The following is a 15,631-nucleotide window of genomic DNA, read 5'->3' as shown; positions in this document are numbered from 1 at the left end:
AATATGGTTGACGCTTCGAAAAGCGCCGTGTAGCCTATTTCCATGAAACTCGAAAAAGCAGCCTCCCAGCTCGAAGCGCTCGGCAACCCGACGCGGCTTCAGCTTTACCGCATCCTGGTGCGCGCCGGCGAGGGCGGGCTACCCGTGGGCAGCGTCCAGGGCAAGCTCGACATTCCGTCCTCGACGCTGTCGCACCACCTCAAGCGGCTGGTGGACACCGGCCTGGTGACGCAGGAGCGGCAGGCGACGACGCTGATCTGCCGCGCCAGCTATCCCGGCATGAATGCGCTGATCGGCTATCTCGCCGACGAGTGCTGCGCCGACGCCAGTTGCGCGCCCGCTGTCGGCAAGGCGCTGGCTTGATTTTTTTGGCTCAATAATTCGAAGATACCGGAAGGATCGAACCAATGGACATGATGGCAAGCCTTCCCGTCGCGGTGATTGGCGCTGGCCCGGTCGGCCTCGCCGCCGCCGCGCATCTGGTGCAACGCGGCATCCGCCTGCTCATCCTCGAACGCGGCGAAAGCGTCGGCGCGGCCCTGCTCGAATGGGGCCATGTGCGGGTGTTCTCGCCTTGGGAATACAACATCGACGCGGCGGCGCGGGCGCTGCTCGAGCGCTCCGGCTGGACGGCGCCGGCCCTGCGGGGCCTGCCGACCGGTGGCGAGATCGTGCGCGATTATCTGGCGCCGCTCGCCGCGCTTCCCGCGATCGCCGCCAATTTGAAGCTCGGCGCCGAGGTCACCGCGATCACCCGCCAGGGACATGACAAGGTCGCCAATGACGGCCGCAAGGACGCGCCCTTCGTCATCCGCTATCGCGATGCCGGCGGCGAGCACCGCGTTCTCGCACGCGCCGTCATCGACGCCTCCGGAACATGGTGGCGGCCAAATCCCATCGGCGTCGACGGGTTGCCGGTTCCCGGCGAAGACACGGTCTCGGCGCGCATCGCCCATGGCATTCCCGACGTGGTCGGCAAGGCCAGAAAAGACTATGCCGGCAAGCGCGTCCTCGTCATCGGCGGCGGCCATTCGGCGATCAACGTCGCGCTCGCGCTGATGGAACTGCGGGACGCGGCACCGGGCACCGAGATCTTCTGGGCGCTGCGCCACCGCAGCGTCGAGAGATTGCTTGGCGGCGGGCTGAACGACCAGTTGCCCGAACGCGGCGCGCTTGGGCTGGCCGCCAAGCAGGCGATGGCGGATGGCAGGCTGAACATGCTGGCGCCTTTCGCCGTCAACCGCATCGAGATGCGCGGCGAGGGGCTTGCCGTCGACGCCACCTTGGCCGGCAAGCCGTTCAGCCTTGCCGTTGACCGCATCGTCGTCGCCACCGGCTTCCGGCCCGACCTCTCATTCCTGAGTGAAATCCGCATCGCGCTCGATCCTGTTGTCGAAGCGCCGCCGGCGCTGGCGCCGCTGATCGATCCGAATTTTCACTCGTGCGGTACGGTTCCGGCGCATGGCATCCGCGAGCTTGCCCATCCCGAACCCGGTTTCACCATCGTCGGCTCGAAATCCTACGGCCGCGCTCCGACCTTCCTGATGGCGACCGGCTACGAGCAGGTCCGCTCCGTGGTCGCCGACATTGCCGGAGACCACGTCGCGGCCCGCGAGGTGCATCTGGTGCTGCCGGAGACCGGGGTATGCAGCGCCGATGTCGTGGCTGGACCGGAGGACCGCGCGGGCTGCTGCGGCGGGCCTGCTCCCGCCACTGTCGATGCCTGCTGTGTCAGGGATGCCGACGCCAAGGCAAGGGGCGCGTCGGGCTGCGGCTGCGGAACCAATACCGAGGCGGGAAAAGCCGTGGCGGCCGGCGTCGATGCCTGACCGGTCTGTCCTGCGCAAGGCGATCTGGGGGCTCGGGCTGACCCAGATCATCGGCTACGGCACGCTCTATTACAGCTTCTCGATCCTGGCGCCGGCGATGGCCCTGGAATTCGGCCTCACGCAAGGGTGGGTGTTCGGCGCCCTCTCGGCCTCGCTGTTCGCCGGCAGCCTGTTCGCGCCGACGGCGGGGCGCTGGGCCGACCGCTTCGGCGCCGGGCGCATCATGACCATCGGCTCGGTCGCGGCAGCCCTGGCGCTGGCGCTGTGCGCCGTCTCGCCCGGCCGGGTGACGTTCGTTCTCGCGCTGCTGGCGATGGAGCTGGCTTCCAGTTTCGTCCTCTACAGCGCCGCCTTCGTGGCGATCGTGCAGATCGGAGTCCCCCGGCCGCAGCGCGGCATCACCCACCTGACGCTCATCGCGGGATTCGCCTCGACCCTGTTCTGGCCGCTGACCTCGGCGCTGCATGCCCATCTGACATGGCGCGAGGTCTACCTGCTGTTCGCGGCGCTCAATCTCGGGCTCTGCCTGCCGATCCACGCCTGGCTGATGCGCCTGTCGCGCCGCCACGCGACGGCCACGCTGGCAGGCGAGGGACGAGCCCTGGCGCATGAAGCGGGCGCGCCGCTCGATGCGCGACGCGGACGGGTGGCGTTTCTGCTCATGCTGGCGGGTTTCGCCACCGAGGGTTTCGTGCTGTCGGCGATCCTCATCCACATGGTGCCGCTGACGGCGGCGCTTGGGCTGGGCACCGCCGGCATCTTCGTTTCGACCCTGTTCGGGCCGGCGCAGGTCGCCAGCCGGCTGGTCAACATGCTGTTTGGCGGACGCCTTCAGCAAACGCATCTCGCCGTCATCGCCGCATCGCTGCTCACAGCCGGGCTGTGCGCGCTGCTGTTGACCACGCCATGGCTGCCCGGCGCCTTCCTGTTCGTGTTCCTGTTCGGCCTCGGTTCCGGCCTCACCAGCATCGTCGGCGGCACCTTGCCGCTGGAGCTCTTCGGCCGCGAAGGCTATGGCGCGCGGCTGGGCTGGGCGAGCGCCGCCCGTCAGTTCACATCGTCCTTCGCGCCGTTCGCGCTCGCCTTCATGATGGCGCGGACATCCGTCGCCAATTCGCTGTGGGTGCTGGTGGTCGTCGCCGCGAGCGGCGTGATCGCCTTCCTCGCCATAGCGCTTTTGAGATGGCGCGCCGGCCGGGTCGCGTTTGCGATTGGCGGCAGTCCGGAAGAGGCGACCTGAAGCGCGTCGGGATGCCGTGCTTTCAATGCCTGAGTGTCTTGCTCAGGAAGGCGCGGCTGCGGTCGGTCCTGGGTGCGAGAAGAACTCGTCGGGCATGCCGTTTTCGACGATGGCGCCCGAGGCATTGATTTCGGCACTGTGCCGCAGGGGACAGCGGCTTTCTCCGATCGCCGGCAAGAATGGAATGGATTTCCTCCCATATCGTCTCTAGCCGATCTATATATCGGTTGAGATCGATGCAGGTGAAGATGGAACACGACATCATATTGAAGGCGCTGGCGCATCCAGTTCGACGGGATGTCCTGGCGTGGCTGAAGGAGCCTGAAAAGCACTTCACCGCGCAGGAGCATCCGCTCGAAATGGGCGTCTGCGCCAGCCAGTTCGAACGCTGCGGCCTGGCGCAGTCCACCGTGTCGGCGCATCTGGCGACGCTTGCGTCGGCCGGGCTCGTCACCACGCGGCGGGTCGGCCAATGGGTGTTCTACAAGCGCAACGAAGAAACCATCGCCGCCTTTCAGGCCGCCTTGTCCGATCTCTGACGATCCTCCCCGCTTCCTCCCCCGAATGCATGAAAGGCATTTCTCATGGCTACCCTTTTTGATCCCCTGCGGGTCGGCGACCTGGCGCTGGCGAACCGCATCGTCATGGCGCCGCTGACGCGCAATCGCTCGCCCAATGCGGTGCCCGGCGACCTCTCGGTCACCTATTATGGTCAGCGCGCCACGGCCGGGCTGATCGTGACGGAGGCCACCGCCATCAGCCATCAGGGCCAGGGCTATGCCAACGTGCCAGGTCTCTATGGCGCCGATCAGCTGGCCGGCTGGAAGCGCGTCACCGACGCCGTGCATAAAGCCGGCGGCAAGATCGTGGTCCAGCTCTGGCATGTCGGACGTATCTCGCACACAACTTTGCAGCCTGGCGGCGGCAAGCCGGTGGCGCCGTCGGCGATAAGGGCAAAATCCAAGACTTTCCTGGTCAAGCCGGATGGCAGCGGCGAGTTCGTCGAGACCTCCGAGCCGCGCGCACTCGATGCGGCCGAACTCCCCGGCATCGTCGATGATTTTCGCCGCGCCGCCAGGGCGGCGATCGAGGAGGCGGGTTTCGACGGCGTCGAGATCCATGGCGCCAATGGCTATCTCATCGACCAGTTCCTGCGTTCCGGCACCAACCATCGCAGCGATGATTATGGCGGTTCCATCGAAAACCGGGCGCGGTTTCTGTTCGAGGTGGTCGACGCGGTCACGAGCGCTGTCGGCGCCGGCAAGACCGGGATCAGGCTGTCGCCGGTGACCCCCGCCAACGACGCTTCGGATGCCGATCCGCAGCCGCTTTTCAACCATGTGGTGGAAGGCCTGGGCGCAAGAGGCCTGGCCTATATCCATATCGTCGAAGGGGCGACCGGCGGCGCGCGCGACTTCAGCCAGGGCGACAAGCCGTTCGATTACGAAGAGCTCAAGGCCGGCTATCGCAAGGCCGGCGGACGCGGCGCCTGGCTGGCGAACAATGGCTACGACAAGGAGCTGGCCGAAAAGGCCGTCGCGGACGGCTATGCCGACCTCGTCGCGTTCGGCAAGCTGTTCATCGCCAATCCCGATCTCGTCAGCCGGTTGAAGCGGAATGCCGAACTCAACGCCCCCGACAAGGCGACGTTCTATGGCGGCGACGCCAGGGGCTATACGGACTATCCGACGGCAGCCTGAGCTACCCAACCGGGATAGTCCTTTCGCCTGCACACAAGAGAACGCAGCCGGCTCCCCTTGGGGAGCCGGTCGGTCGCTGCGCCTTGACGATCGGTTCCGCCTTCCGGCCGACGCGTCGTCTGGTTGAGGAGGTGACGTGTACCAATTTTTGGTATACTCATACCGTTGACGAAAGGACGGTACCGTGCCCCGAAATACCTCTGTCTCCCTTGGCGATCATTTCGCCGGTTTCATCGATACGCAGGTCCAGACGGGCCGTTATGGCTCGGCGAGTGATGTTGTACGCGCCGGCCTGCGGTTGCTCGAAGAACACGAAGCCAAAGTCGCCGCCTTGCAGAACGCCCTTATTGCCGGCGAAGAATCCGGCACACCTGCGGCCTTCGACAGCGATGCATTCCTGAGCAGGATGAAGGCCAAGCATGCCAGGTGAGAGCCGCCGATATCGGCTTTCACCCCTGGCGGAAGCTGATCTGGAAGATATCTGGCTCTACACGTTCAAATATTGGTCGGTTGAACAGGCGGATCGGTATCACCATGATTTGGTCGACGCTATCGAAGGCTTGGCCCGAGGCGTCAAAACCGGTCGTCGTACCGATGTGCGCGAGGGCTATTTCAAATACCCGGTTGGCCAGCACTTCGTGTTTTCCGTCAGTCCGAAACGGTCCTGGACGTCATCCGCATCCTGCATCAACGCATGGACGTTGAACGACATCTGTGACGCCCCAAGCGCGCTTCACGACCGGGGTGCCTGCCAGCGCCCTCAATGCCTGAGAATCTTGCTTAGAAATGCCCGGCTGCGGTCGGTCCTGGGGTGCGAGAAGAACTCATCGGGCGTGCCGCTTTCGACGATGGCGCCGGCATCCATGAACACCACGCGCCGGGCGACCTTGCGGGCGAAGCCCATCTCATGCGTCACCACCATCATGGTCATGCCTTCCTCGGCGACGGCGACCATGACGTCGAGCACTTCCGAAATCATCTCGGGATCAAGGGCGGAGGTCGGCTCGTCGAACAGCATGATCTTGGGCCGCATGCCGAGGCAGCGCGCGATCGCCACGCGCTGCTGCTGGCCGCCGGAAAGCTGCGCCGGATAGGCGTTGACCTTGTCGGCGAGACCGACCTTGGCCAGCAATTCGCGCCCGGCATGCTCGGCTTCAGTGCGCGGAATCTTGCGAACATGGATCGGGGCCAGCGTGACGTTTTCGAGCGCGGTCTTGTGCGGATAAAGGTTGAACGACTGGAAGACGAAGCCGATCTCGGTGCGCAGCTGCGTCATGTTGGTGGCGGGGTCGCCGAGGCGCTGGCCGTCGACGATGAGATCGCCGTCTTTGATCGTCTCCAGGCCGTTGATGCAGCGGATCAGCGTGCTCTTGCCCGAGCCGCTCGGGCCGCAGACGACGACCACTTCGCGCGGCTCGACGCTGAGCGTGATGTCCTTCAGCACATTGAGCGCGCCAAACCATTTGTTGACGCCGCGAAAGTCGATCATGCCGGTTTTGGTCATGCTCTCTGGCCTTTTGGGATTCGATGTCACAATTGCACCTCGCCATGCGCCGCGCCCATGCGGCGTTCGAGCCGGCGGGCCAGCATGATCAGGGGATAGCAGACGATGAAATAGCCGACGCCGACGAGGAAGAACACCAGCAGGCCGTTGGGCACACGCTGCACCACCAGCCAGCCGACGCGGGTGAGGTCGGTCAGGCCGATCGCCGAGACGACCGAGGAATCCTTGATCAGCAGCACATATTGCCCGACCAGCGGCGGCAGCACGATGCGCATCGCCTGCGGCAGCACCACCTGGCGCATGCGCTGCCAGCGCGACAGGCCGGACGCCAGCGCTGCCTCGACCTGGCCCGTCGGCACCGAGCGGATGCCGGCGGCGACGATCTCGCAGATGAAGCAGGCGGCCAGATTGGTGAGCGCGATGATGCCGGCGGTGAAGGCGTCGAGTTCGATGCCGAACTCCGGCAGGATGAAGAAGATCAGGAATATCTGCACCAGGAACGGCGTGCCGCGGATCAGGTCGACCCAGGCGCCGATCACGCTGCTGATCAGCCGGTTGCCGCCGGTCCGCAAGATGCCGAGGCCAAAGCCGAGCAGCGTGCCCAGCACCAGGCTGATCAGCGACAGCACCACTGTCATGCCGAGGCCGCGCAAGGCGAGGGGATAGGAGCCGGCGAGGCTGAGGAACTGTTGCCAGATCATGTGCGCGCCCCCGCCGTGCCGAGCCAGCGGCCGGACAGAGCGGCCAGTCCCTTCAGGCAGTAATAGAGCAAGAGGTAGAAGGCGGCGATGGTGAGAAACCCTTCCGCCGGCATGAAGCGGTCGGAGGCGAGCAGTTGCCCGGCACGCGTCAGCTCGGCGACCGAGATCAGCGACAGCAGCGCCGAATCCTTGACCAGCACGATGGCCTGGCCGAGCAGCGGCGGGATCGTCACCTTGAAGGCTTGCGGCAGGATGACCAGGCGCATGCGCTGGACGTAGGTCATGCCCGAGGCGACGCTGGCTTCGACCTGGCCGCGCGGGATCGACAGGATGCCGGCGCGAATGATTTCAGCGACATAGGCGCCGCTGTTCAGCGACAGCGCGAGGATGCCGACGACCAGTTCTGGCAGGACGAAGCCGAGCCGCGGCAGGCCGAAATAGAGGAAATAGAGCTGAGCCAGCAGGGGCGTGGCGCGCACGGCGTCGATATAGGCCTTGGCCGGCGCGCGAAACAGGAAGCCGCGCTGCAGGTTCATGGCGCACAGCACGATGCCGACGGCGAGCGCGCCGACAAAGGACAGCGCCGACAGCCAGACGGTCGTGAACAGGCCCTGCCCGAACAGAGGCAGGTATTCGACGATGGTGCGGAAGCTGAAGTTCTCGAGCATCGCTGGGTGAAGTCCCTGAGGCGCCCAAGGGGCGACGGACGAAGCAAGTGTGAAGCGAATTCCAGGCGGTTTCGCGGCGCCGAAGGCGCGCGCGAAACCGCCTGGATCTATCGCTGCTTAGTGGTCCTTCTTCCAGGCGTCGGAATTGACCCAGTAGTCGAGGTTCTTCTGCAAGCGGCCATCGATGCTCACCTGGTTGAGGAACAGGTTCATCCAGATCAACAGGTCCGGCTCGTCATAGCGGGTGGCGAAGGCAAGCGGCTCCTTCGACAAGAGGTCCGGCATGATGGTGAAGGTGCCGGCCGGATAGGCGGTCGACTGGCCCTTGACCGCCGAGACGTCGTTGACGCCGCAGTCGGCCTGGCCGTTGTTGACGGCGTCGAGCAGCAGCGGACCGCCGCCCTTGTAGCTCTTGATGTCGGCATCGGGGAAGGCCGTCTTGGCTTCCTTCTCGCCGGTGGCGCCGAGCAGCACGGCGATCTTGGTGCCCTTGGCCTTGCAGTCCTCGGTGGTCTTGAACTTGCTGTCGGCCTTGGTGAAGACGGTGCTGCCCGTGTACATGTAAGGCGTGGTAAAGGCGACCTTCATGCCGCGCGCCAGCGTCGGCGTCATGTCGGCGACCAGGAGGTCGGCCTTGCCCGAGAGCAGCGCCGGGATCAGGCCGTCCCAGTCGAAGTCGAGGAAGGTGATCTTGACGCCCATTTCCTTGGCCATCAGTTCGGCGAGTTCAACCGAACTGCCGGTGCGTTCGCCATTGGCGCCGACCAGCGAGAAGGGGGGTCCTTGGGTCTGCACGGCGACGCGCAGTTCGCCGCGCTTGGTGATGTCGTCGAGCGCTCCGGCGCTGGCGGCGGCGGTGAGCCCGGCGAGCGCAAGTCCGGCGATGAAAAGTCTGGCAATCTTCATGTGGCATTCCTCCCTGTTGTTGTTTGCCCGCGGATTCCCTTGGGCTCCTTTTTTGAACGGCAGCCACCATTGCCGGCGGACACCGTTCGAAAATCTGTCTCCTCAGTACCAGGCCACCGTCTCGGCAACCGTGATGCCGCGCCTGGCCAGTTGGTCGAAGAAGGGGCCATCGGGCACATGCAGCAGCGGGTTGAGCAAGCCTGGTGCGGTGATCTCGCGCCGCGCCAGCATCTGCGCCACGATGCTGGCGGGATAGCCGACGCCGAGGCTCATGCCGAACAGGCCCGAAGCCAGGTCGCGCTCGATGATCAGATCCGACGTCACCGTCTTGGCGCGGCCGCCTTCGAGGCCGGAGAAGACATTGCGCATCACGCAAAGGTCCTTTTCGCCGGGGCCATATTGCAGTTGCGGCCCGAGCAGCCGGCCGAGGAATTCGCGCGGGCTGACTGAGGTGCCGGCAACCTTGTCCTCGGACAGGAAGCCGAGCTCCTTCAGCGGCGCCCAGAACGCCGACCATCCGGGCCAGCGCAGCGTGTAGCGGCCCGAGCGGCGCAGCCCTTTTGCCGCGGAAAGCATCTCGACGTAATGCAGCGCATCGCCATTGGGGAAGGCCTCCAGCTTGCCCAGACCGGCGACCTCGATCTCGTGGATGAAATGATTGTCGTGCTGGCGGGCGGCCGGCACGGCGACCCGCTCGCCGTCCTCGATCATCACGCTGTCGCGGTTCTGGCTGACCAGGACCATGTCGAAGTTCCAGCTCACCTTGTAGCACAGCGGCTTGGCCGTCGCCTTCGGCTCGGGGATGCCGCCGCAATAGGAATCGATCGCGGTGATGGAATCGAACTGCTTCGCGGCGCGCGCGTAGAGCACGAGGTCGATGCCGGGGTCGAGCCCGCACTCGGTCATGATCGAGACGCCGGCCTGTTCGGCGGCCGGCGCCAGATCGGCGATGGCCTTGCCGTAATTGGTGGTGACCAGCGGCGTGCGCGTGGCGATCGCGGCCTGGACCGCCTCGCGCATCAGCGGCTGCGGCAACAGGTCGATGACGGCGTCGGCATCCGCCAGCACGCCGGCCACGGCCGGGCCGATCGCGCCCTGCGGCACCACGAAGCGCACGCTGGCAAGGTCGGTCAGGCCGCCAAGCCGGGCCGCACCATCGGGTGCCGTGTCGACGCAAACCACTTCATCGACACCGCTGGCGACGAGATCGGCGATCGCCGCCCGGCCTTGCAGGCCGAGGCCTCCGAGAACCGCGATCTTCATGCCGGCTCCTTGCGATCGTCCGACCAGCAGCCTTCGGGCAGGCTGACCCATTTGTTGCAGGACGCCATGACGACGAAGGTCTCGCTGCGCACGACTTCGCCCGGCTCGCCGGCGCCCGGGATCAACTCGCTGGTGACGCGGTAGAGATCGGCGACGTCACCGGCCACGGTCACGTCGACGATGATGTCGAAGCGCCCGGTGACCACCGAAGCCGAGTTGACGAAGGGCAGTTCGGAAATGCGCTGCGCCAGCTCGCGGGCCCTGCCGCGCCCCTGGGCATTGATGCCGACAATGGCCGAGATCAGCTCGGGGCGCTCGGTCAGGTTCAGCAGCCCGACGATCTTGAGCAGGTTGCGGTCGAGCAAATTGCGCAGCCGCGAGCGCACCGTCGGCACCGAAATCGCCAACATCTCGGCGATGCGGTTGATGCCCGGCTGCGCGTCCTGCGACAGCTGCTTGACCAGCCGCCGGTCAGTCAGATCGAGATGTTCCCGCAAAGGTCAGTCTTTCACAAAGAGAAAAAACATCGGCAATTTCTTTGCCTATATGCAAACAAGCTATGTCACGGATTTTTGAAAAGCAAGGTGTGTTTCCGCGTGGATTGGGGATAGACGCGCGGTTGCGCGCTATCGAGCCAGGGCAATCGCTTCAGACAGGGTATGGCTTCCAACTTGTGTTGAAGGCGATCAATGGTTGATCCCGGCGCCGCCCCTCATTGCCCTGCCGGGCATTTCTCCCCGTGGAACGGGGAGAAAGAGGCTGGCCGTAACGTCGGCATCAAGGGACTTTCACATCAGCCGGATTCCCCTTTGCGGGATCGTCATCTAGAGTGCCGCCGATTTTGAAAGGCATCGCATGAGCAACGCGTTTCCGCAGATCCACCTTGTCCGGCATGGCGAGACGGCGTGGAGCCTTTCGGGGCAGCACACCGGCCGTACCGACATACCGTTGACGCCGGCCGGCGAGGCGGCCGCGCGGGGCATCGCGGATCGCCTGAAAGGCCTGTCGTTCTCCGCCGTGTGGTCGAGCCCGTCGCAGCGCGCCTACAACACCAGCGTGCTCGCCGGCTTCGGCGCTGAAAGCGTCAGGAAGGACGATCTGCAGGAGTGGGACTACGGCGCCTATGAGGGGCTGACGACCAGGCAGATCCTGGCCGAGCGGCCGGGCTGGACCGTGTTCCGCGATGGCTGTCCGCGAGGCGAGACGGCGGCCGATGTCGGCGCCCGGGCGGACAGGATCATCGCCGGATTGCGCAAGGCGAATGCCGACATACTGGTGTTTTCCAGCGCGCATTTCCTGCGCGTGCTGGCGGCGCGCTGGATCGGCCTGGCGCCCGAAGGCGGCGCGCTGTTCGTGCTCGATACGGCTGGCATCAGCGTGCTCGGGTATGAGCACGATCTCACCGAGCCGGTTATTCGCAAGTGGAACCAGAAGTAGGGGCGCAGGCGCCAACTGCCAAGGCGCTGTCCCGAGACGGTTCGACGGGGCTTGGAAAAATGCGTGGCATCGGCTCGCACTTTAATCGACATCAACTCGTTGTCGCATCTCCGATCTCCTATATGCTTGAAGTGCCGCGTTGTCGTTGCCCCCAAAACCGGGGCCACTTTTAAGCGACATGCATTGGTGCACGGCATAGGATCGGCCATGGCCTTCACTGTCATATGGTATGGAAAAGCAGGCATAGTGGCAAAGACGCCATTCGATGCCGAGAAGGCTGCGAGGGATCACGCCATGGCGACTTTTCCCGCTCGAAAGCTGGAGGACGGCATCGTGGCGGTGGAGGTTCGCAAAGATGACGGCACCGTCGTTTTCAGCAAGGCAGGATGACAAATCGCCGCCATTGGACCCAAGGGCCAAAACGCCCCACCGACATGATCGGAAATGCCGCTGAAGCGATCGTGAAGGCCCCAGTTTGAAATTTCGCCCCCGATCGCAATGCTTGGGAGTGGCAATGAAGCTTGAGAGCACCCTTACCTGCCCGGAGTGCGGACATCAGTCCGTGGAAACGATGCCGACCGATGCCTGCGTCCATTTCTACGAATGCAAAAACTGCGGCGTGCTCTTGAAGCCCTTGGCGGGTGATTGCTGCGTTTTCTGCTCGTATGCCGATCTGCCATGCCCGCCGCTTCAGGAAAGAACCGCGCCCGCCGGCCCTGACGGCCAGAAGCCCCAGCCGACGTAATCGGCAATGCCGTGCCTGTGGTGCATAGGCGGCATGCTATTTGTCGAACTTCCTGATCGCCTCGGCGGTGACGGGGGTGAAGAAGTTGACCAGATTGCCGTCCGGGTCGCGGAACAGCAGCGAGCGGTTGCCCCAGGGCATGGTGGTCGGCTTCTGCACGGTTGCGTCCTTGATGGTGTCCGACAGCCTGGCGAATTCCGCGTCGACGTCGCCGACGCGGAATTCGATGATGGCGGTGTGGTTGTCGGCGGGGCGTGCGACGTCGCCACCGAACAGCTGCAAGGTGCGCGTGCTGCCGATCGCCAGCGTGCAGGCCGGCGTCACCAGCTCCGCGAAGTCCTCCGTGTACATCGTCACGGGCATGCCCGTGATCTCCCCGTAGAAGCGCACGAGGCGCCGAACGTCTGACGTGATGATGCGGACGGAGACGAAATTCATCGCGATTGTTCCCTGATTGCCGGAGCCGCTGCCGGGATCCATGAGCGACCTATAGACCAGTCCTCCTGACAGCTTCCCGTCAGGAGGTTTGCCAGACAGGCGGCAGGCCGAAGGTAGGGAACAGGTCGGTGCCAAGTGGGCCGACACCGCTACCGAGGCGAGGGGATCGGCAGATTGGCCGCCGGCTCTCGTCCCGTCGAACATTGGCGAAGGTCGTGAAGCCGGCCAATCTCCGTCCTTGTGGGGAAGATGTCCGGCAGGATGGAAGGGGCGCCACCGAACGCCACTTTAAGTCCGTTCGCTTACCCGCCCAGCAGCGCCAGTTCGTCCGGCGTCAGGTGCCGCGCTGTGCCCTTGGCGAGGTCGCCGAGCCGCAGGAGGCCGATGGCGATGCGGATCAGGCGCAGCACCTCGATGTCGTGGGCGGCGAGCAGGCGCCGGATGTGGCGGTTGCGGCCTTCGTCGAGCACGATCTCCAGCCAGGCGGTGCGGCCGCCGCTGCGCAGGAGCTCGATCGAATTGGTGGTCAAGGTCTCGCCATCGAGCGTCACGCCGGAGCGCAGTGCCGCCAGCATGGCTTCGTCGGGCACCGTGCCGATCTGCACGTGATAGGTCTTGGGCAGGTGCGAGGCCGGGTCCATCAGCCGGTTGGCGAAGCGCGTGTCGTTGGTCATCATCAGCAGGCCTTCGCTCGCCTTGTCGAGGCGGCCGACAGGCGAGACGAACGGCAAATCGAGCCCTTCGAGGCAAGCATAGACGGTGTCGCGCTGCTGTGGGTCGTCGCGGGTGGTGACCAGCCCGCGCGGCTTGTTGAGGATGAGATAGACCTTGCGCTCGGCGACCACCGGCCTGTCGTCGACGACGATGCGGTCGCGGTTGAGGTCGACTCGCTGCGAGGCATTGCGCACCACCTTGCCGCCGACCCTCACGCGGCCTTCCGCGATCAGCACCTCGGCCTGCGTGCGCGAGCACAGGCCAAGCTTCGACAGCGCGCGGTTGAGGCTGACGCCGGCCGACCTGGCGGTGGTTCGTGGCTGCTGTGGGGTCATCGCCTGCTTTGTCGTTCCGGATCACGTCTCCGGTTGGAGGCGTGCCGGCGACACGTCGCCGACACCGTCGTTTGGTGAGCGGGCGCACGTGCCGCCGCACCTTGGCTATCACGCGCATCCAGTCCTGCTCAAGCCCGCGAACATGCACCGTTACCGGGTGGCGGCGGCGACCAGCATTTCGCACGGCCCCTCGAACTGTCCGTCCTGTTCGAACTGGCCAAGCGCGGTCTCGATCTCCGCCCAGGCGTCGTCCTGGTCGCGGGGCGAGAGGCCGGCCAGCATCTGGTGCAGCGCGCCGAAGGATTCCTGCTCGAACTGCAGGCACTCCAGGGCCGATTGCAGCCGCACCGGCGCGTCGACCTTCTCGATGCGCACGTCATGGAAACCCGCATCGGCCAGGCGTTTGGCAAGCACCGCCGGGTCGCCCAGGCTGAACGGCCCGGGCTGGCCGGGCAGGGGTGCGGGCAGGGCGGCACGGCGGCGGATGATACCGACCGGGATCGAGAAGAACGGGTTCCTGTCGGCGGTGGAATAGACGATGGCGCCGACCTTGCCGCCGGGCTTGAGATGATCGCGCATGCCGACGAGCGCCCGGTTCTGGTCGGGAAAATAGATCAGCCCGACGCGCGAGATCACCGCGTCGAACGGTTCGGCCGATATGGCATCCAGCCTTTCGCCATCGGCGACGACGGTGTCGACATTGGCATGGCCGGCCAGCTTGGCGTTGCTGGCGGCAAAGCCGAGAATGCCCGGCGAGATGTCGGTGGCCAGCACATAACCCCTGGGGCCGACGCGCCGCGCGGCGGTCAGTGTCTGTTCTCCGGCACCGGCGGCGACATCGAGGACGCGGCTGCCCTTGCCGACATCGGTCATGTCAAGCATCAGCTCGGTGGCGGGTCCCAGCCAGCGGGTCAGCAGGGGCCCCCAGCGGTTCCAGGCTTCGGCGGCGCTGTCCCATTGCTTGCGGGTGGTTTCCTTGAACTTGACCGGATCGAAAATCGGTTGCTGCGCGGTCATGGCTTCCTCCTGAAAGGCACTATTGCCTTGCCGGAAACCGTACGGATCGCGTAATTCTGGTACCATTCTCGAAATCTCGACGCCCATTTTGCAAAATTGCACGGATCGGGGTCCAGGATGCATTGGGATGATTTGCGGATTTTCCTGGCCGTCGCGCGCGACGGCTCGATCAGCGGCGCCGCAAAACGCATGAACATCCAGCACTCCACCGTGTCGCGCCGCATCCGGCTGTTGGAGACGCAGCTTGGCACGCGGCTGATCGAACGCAAGAAATCCGGATACGAGCTGACGCCCGCCGGCGACGAGTTGAGGATGGCGGCGGGCAAGATGGAGCTGGAAGTGCTCGAGGTCGAGGGCGCGCTCGGCGGCCGGGAGGACCGCGTCGCGGGCGAGCTCAGGGTGTCGGCCATCAACAACATGGCTTCATCCGTGCTGATGCCGATCTTCGCCGGCTTCAGCGAGGCCTATCCGGATATCCAGCTGCATGTGCAGGTCTCCAACAGATATGTCAGCCTGGCCGAACGCCACGCCGACATCGCCATCCGGCTGACCAACACGCCGCTCGACACGCTGGTCGGCATCCGGCTCGCCAATGTGGCGTCGGCCGTCTACGGAGAGCGGCGCTACCTGCACGGTTTGCGCGCCAGCGGCGCCAGGCCGCTCTGGCTCGGCGTGGAATGCTGCGCCTTCCATCAATCCTGGACCCATGCGGCATGCCCGGATCACCACCACAGTTTCTTCGTCGATGACACGCTGCTGACGCTCGCGGCCCTGAAACAGGGGCTCGGCCTCGCCTATCTGCCATGCTTCATGGGCGACAGCGCCGAGGAACTGGAGCGCTTTCGCCAGCCGGACCCGATCCATGATCTCGGGCTCTGGCTGCTCTACCATCCCGACCTTCGGCGAACCAAGCGCGTCAGGGTGTTTCGCGAGCACATGGTGGCGCGCATCCGCGACCAGAGTGCGTTGTTCGAAGGCCGCCTGCCGAGGCCATCTGGCGACATCGGCTCCTGACAAGGCCGTCTCCCCGCTGTCGGCGGTTCGGATCCATCTCCTTGTTCCTCATCAAGGTTTCGGCTTGGCCCCCCGGACTGCCGGCAAGCCGGACCTCCACCGGTGAGGCTCGTCGGGCAT

General features: G+C 65.2%; 19 protein-coding genes and 1 pseudogene. 11 read left to right on the top strand and 9 right to left on the bottom strand.

Annotated features, from left to right (window positions below):
- The first annotated feature begins 42 nt into the window (after window positions 1-42).
- From OOJ09_RS20955 to OOJ09_RS32065, 7 genes and pseudogenes are all read left to right on the top strand, one after another.
- Entirely contained in the window at window positions 43-363 is a 321-nt protein-coding gene (locus OOJ09_RS20955) for an ArsR/SmtB family transcription factor (RefSeq protein WP_269907022.1), read from the top strand.
- A gap of 44 nt (window positions 364-407) precedes the next feature.
- Window positions 408-1,829, top strand: a complete 1,422-nt coding sequence (locus OOJ09_RS20950) for an NAD(P)-binding domain-containing protein (RefSeq protein WP_269907021.1) — start codon at window positions 408-410, stop codon at window positions 1,827-1,829.
- Entirely contained in the window at window positions 1,822-3,069 is a 1,248-nt protein-coding gene (arsK, locus tag OOJ09_RS20945) for an arsenite efflux MFS transporter ArsK (RefSeq protein WP_269907020.1), read from the top strand. Before OOJ09_RS20950 ends, arsK begins: the two co-directional genes overlap by 8 nt.
- Before the next feature lie 248 nt (window positions 3,070-3,317).
- Complete coding sequence (locus OOJ09_RS20940; RefSeq protein ID WP_056570980.1) at window positions 3,318-3,608, top strand: ArsR/SmtB family transcription factor; 291 nt, start codon at window positions 3,318-3,320, stop codon at window positions 3,606-3,608.
- 45 nt (window positions 3,609-3,653) lie between these two features.
- Window positions 3,654-4,769, top strand: a complete 1,116-nt coding sequence (locus OOJ09_RS20935) for an alkene reductase (RefSeq protein ID WP_269907019.1) — start codon at window positions 3,654-3,656, stop codon at window positions 4,767-4,769.
- A gap of 184 nt (window positions 4,770-4,953) precedes the next feature.
- The gene (locus OOJ09_RS20930) at window positions 4,954-5,199 is read left to right on the top strand and encodes a type II toxin-antitoxin system ParD family antitoxin (RefSeq protein WP_269907018.1); all 246 of its coding nucleotides are present in this window, start codon (window positions 4,954-4,956) and stop codon (window positions 5,197-5,199) included.
- Window positions 5,189-5,353, top strand: a pseudogene (locus tag OOJ09_RS32065) (type II toxin-antitoxin system RelE/ParE family toxin); the annotation flags it as partial. The gene OOJ09_RS20930 and the pseudogene OOJ09_RS32065, both read left to right, overlap by 11 nt.
- 176 nt (window positions 5,354-5,529) lie before the next feature.
- Here OOJ09_RS32065 and OOJ09_RS20920 read toward each other — a convergent pair.
- From OOJ09_RS20920 to OOJ09_RS20895, 6 genes are all read right to left on the bottom strand, one after another.
- On the bottom strand, window positions 5,530-6,273 hold the full coding sequence (locus tag OOJ09_RS20920) for an amino acid ABC transporter ATP-binding protein (RefSeq protein ID WP_269907017.1): 744 nt from the start codon (window positions 6,271-6,273) through the stop codon (window positions 5,530-5,532).
- Between the two features lie 26 nt (window positions 6,274-6,299).
- Window positions 6,300-6,974: an amino acid ABC transporter permease gene (locus OOJ09_RS20915; RefSeq protein ID WP_019859628.1), complete on the bottom strand. Its 675-nt coding sequence runs from the start codon at window positions 6,972-6,974 to the stop codon at window positions 6,300-6,302.
- On the bottom strand, window positions 6,971-7,642 hold the full coding sequence (locus OOJ09_RS20910; RefSeq protein ID WP_269907016.1) for an amino acid ABC transporter permease: 672 nt from the start codon (window positions 7,640-7,642) through the stop codon (window positions 6,971-6,973). The genes OOJ09_RS20915 and OOJ09_RS20910 overlap by 4 nt, the downstream gene beginning before the upstream one ends.
- A gap of 117 nt (window positions 7,643-7,759) precedes the next feature.
- Window positions 7,760-8,548, bottom strand: coding sequence for an ABC transporter substrate-binding protein (locus tag OOJ09_RS20905; RefSeq protein ID WP_269907015.1), 789 nt, complete (start codon window positions 8,546-8,548; stop codon window positions 7,760-7,762).
- A gap of 102 nt (window positions 8,549-8,650) precedes the next feature.
- Complete coding sequence (locus tag OOJ09_RS20900; protein ID WP_269907014.1) at window positions 8,651-9,811, bottom strand: saccharopine dehydrogenase family protein; 1,161 nt, start codon at window positions 9,809-9,811, stop codon at window positions 8,651-8,653.
- A complete protein-coding gene (locus tag OOJ09_RS20895) occupies window positions 9,808-10,308 on the bottom strand; it encodes an Lrp/AsnC family transcriptional regulator (RefSeq protein WP_269907013.1) in 501 nt (166 codons plus the stop codon). The genes OOJ09_RS20900 and OOJ09_RS20895 overlap by 4 nt, the downstream gene beginning before the upstream one ends.
- Window positions 10,309-10,666: 358 nt before the next feature.
- Here OOJ09_RS20895 and OOJ09_RS20890 point away from each other — a divergent pair, with 358 nt between their 5' ends.
- From OOJ09_RS20890 to OOJ09_RS20880, 3 genes are all read left to right on the top strand, one after another.
- Window positions 10,667-11,248 (top strand): histidine phosphatase family protein, encoded by a 582-nt coding sequence (locus tag OOJ09_RS20890; RefSeq protein ID WP_269907012.1) that lies wholly within the window; start codon window positions 10,667-10,669, stop codon window positions 11,246-11,248.
- 246 nt (window positions 11,249-11,494) lie between these two features.
- A complete protein-coding gene (locus tag OOJ09_RS20885; protein ID WP_269907011.1) occupies window positions 11,495-11,638 on the top strand; it encodes a hypothetical protein in 144 nt (47 codons plus the stop codon).
- Between the two features lie 124 nt (window positions 11,639-11,762).
- Window positions 11,763-11,993: a GDCCVxC domain-containing (seleno)protein gene (locus tag OOJ09_RS20880; RefSeq protein ID WP_269907010.1), complete on the top strand. Its 231-nt coding sequence runs from the start codon at window positions 11,763-11,765 to the stop codon at window positions 11,991-11,993.
- Between the two features lie 36 nt (window positions 11,994-12,029).
- Here the strand turns inward: OOJ09_RS20880 and OOJ09_RS20875 are convergent, their stop codons facing one another.
- The 3 genes from OOJ09_RS20875 to OOJ09_RS20865 all read right to left on the bottom strand — a co-directional run bounded on the left by OOJ09_RS20875 (window position 12,030) and on the right by OOJ09_RS20865 (window position 14,497).
- Window positions 12,030-12,431 carry a VOC family protein gene (locus tag OOJ09_RS20875; RefSeq protein ID WP_269907009.1) on the bottom strand — a complete coding sequence of 134 codons (402 nt, stop codon included), beginning with the start codon at window positions 12,429-12,431 and terminating at the stop codon, window positions 12,030-12,032.
- A 302-nt stretch (window positions 12,432-12,733) separates the two neighbouring features.
- The gene (locus tag OOJ09_RS20870) at window positions 12,734-13,480 is read right to left on the bottom strand and encodes a pseudouridine synthase (RefSeq protein WP_269907008.1); all 747 of its coding nucleotides are present in this window, start codon (window positions 13,478-13,480) and stop codon (window positions 12,734-12,736) included.
- Between the two features lie 150 nt (window positions 13,481-13,630).
- The gene (locus OOJ09_RS20865; RefSeq protein WP_269907007.1) at window positions 13,631-14,497 is read right to left on the bottom strand and encodes a class I SAM-dependent methyltransferase; all 867 of its coding nucleotides are present in this window, start codon (window positions 14,495-14,497) and stop codon (window positions 13,631-13,633) included.
- A gap of 117 nt (window positions 14,498-14,614) precedes the next feature.
- Between OOJ09_RS20865 and OOJ09_RS20860 the strand changes: the two genes are divergently transcribed.
- On the top strand, window positions 14,615-15,511 hold the full coding sequence (locus tag OOJ09_RS20860; RefSeq protein WP_269907006.1) for a LysR family transcriptional regulator: 897 nt from the start codon (window positions 14,615-14,617) through the stop codon (window positions 15,509-15,511).
- Window positions 15,512-15,631: the final 120 nt, after the last annotated feature.

Origin of the sequence: Mesorhizobium qingshengii (assembly GCF_027563465.1) — a bacterium.
Classification (GTDB): Bacteria; Pseudomonadota; Alphaproteobacteria; order Rhizobiales; family Rhizobiaceae; genus Mesorhizobium; species Mesorhizobium qingshengii_A.
The sequence above is the reverse complement of the archived record's forward strand: the minus strand, read 5'-3'. Positions and strand labels throughout refer to the sequence as shown.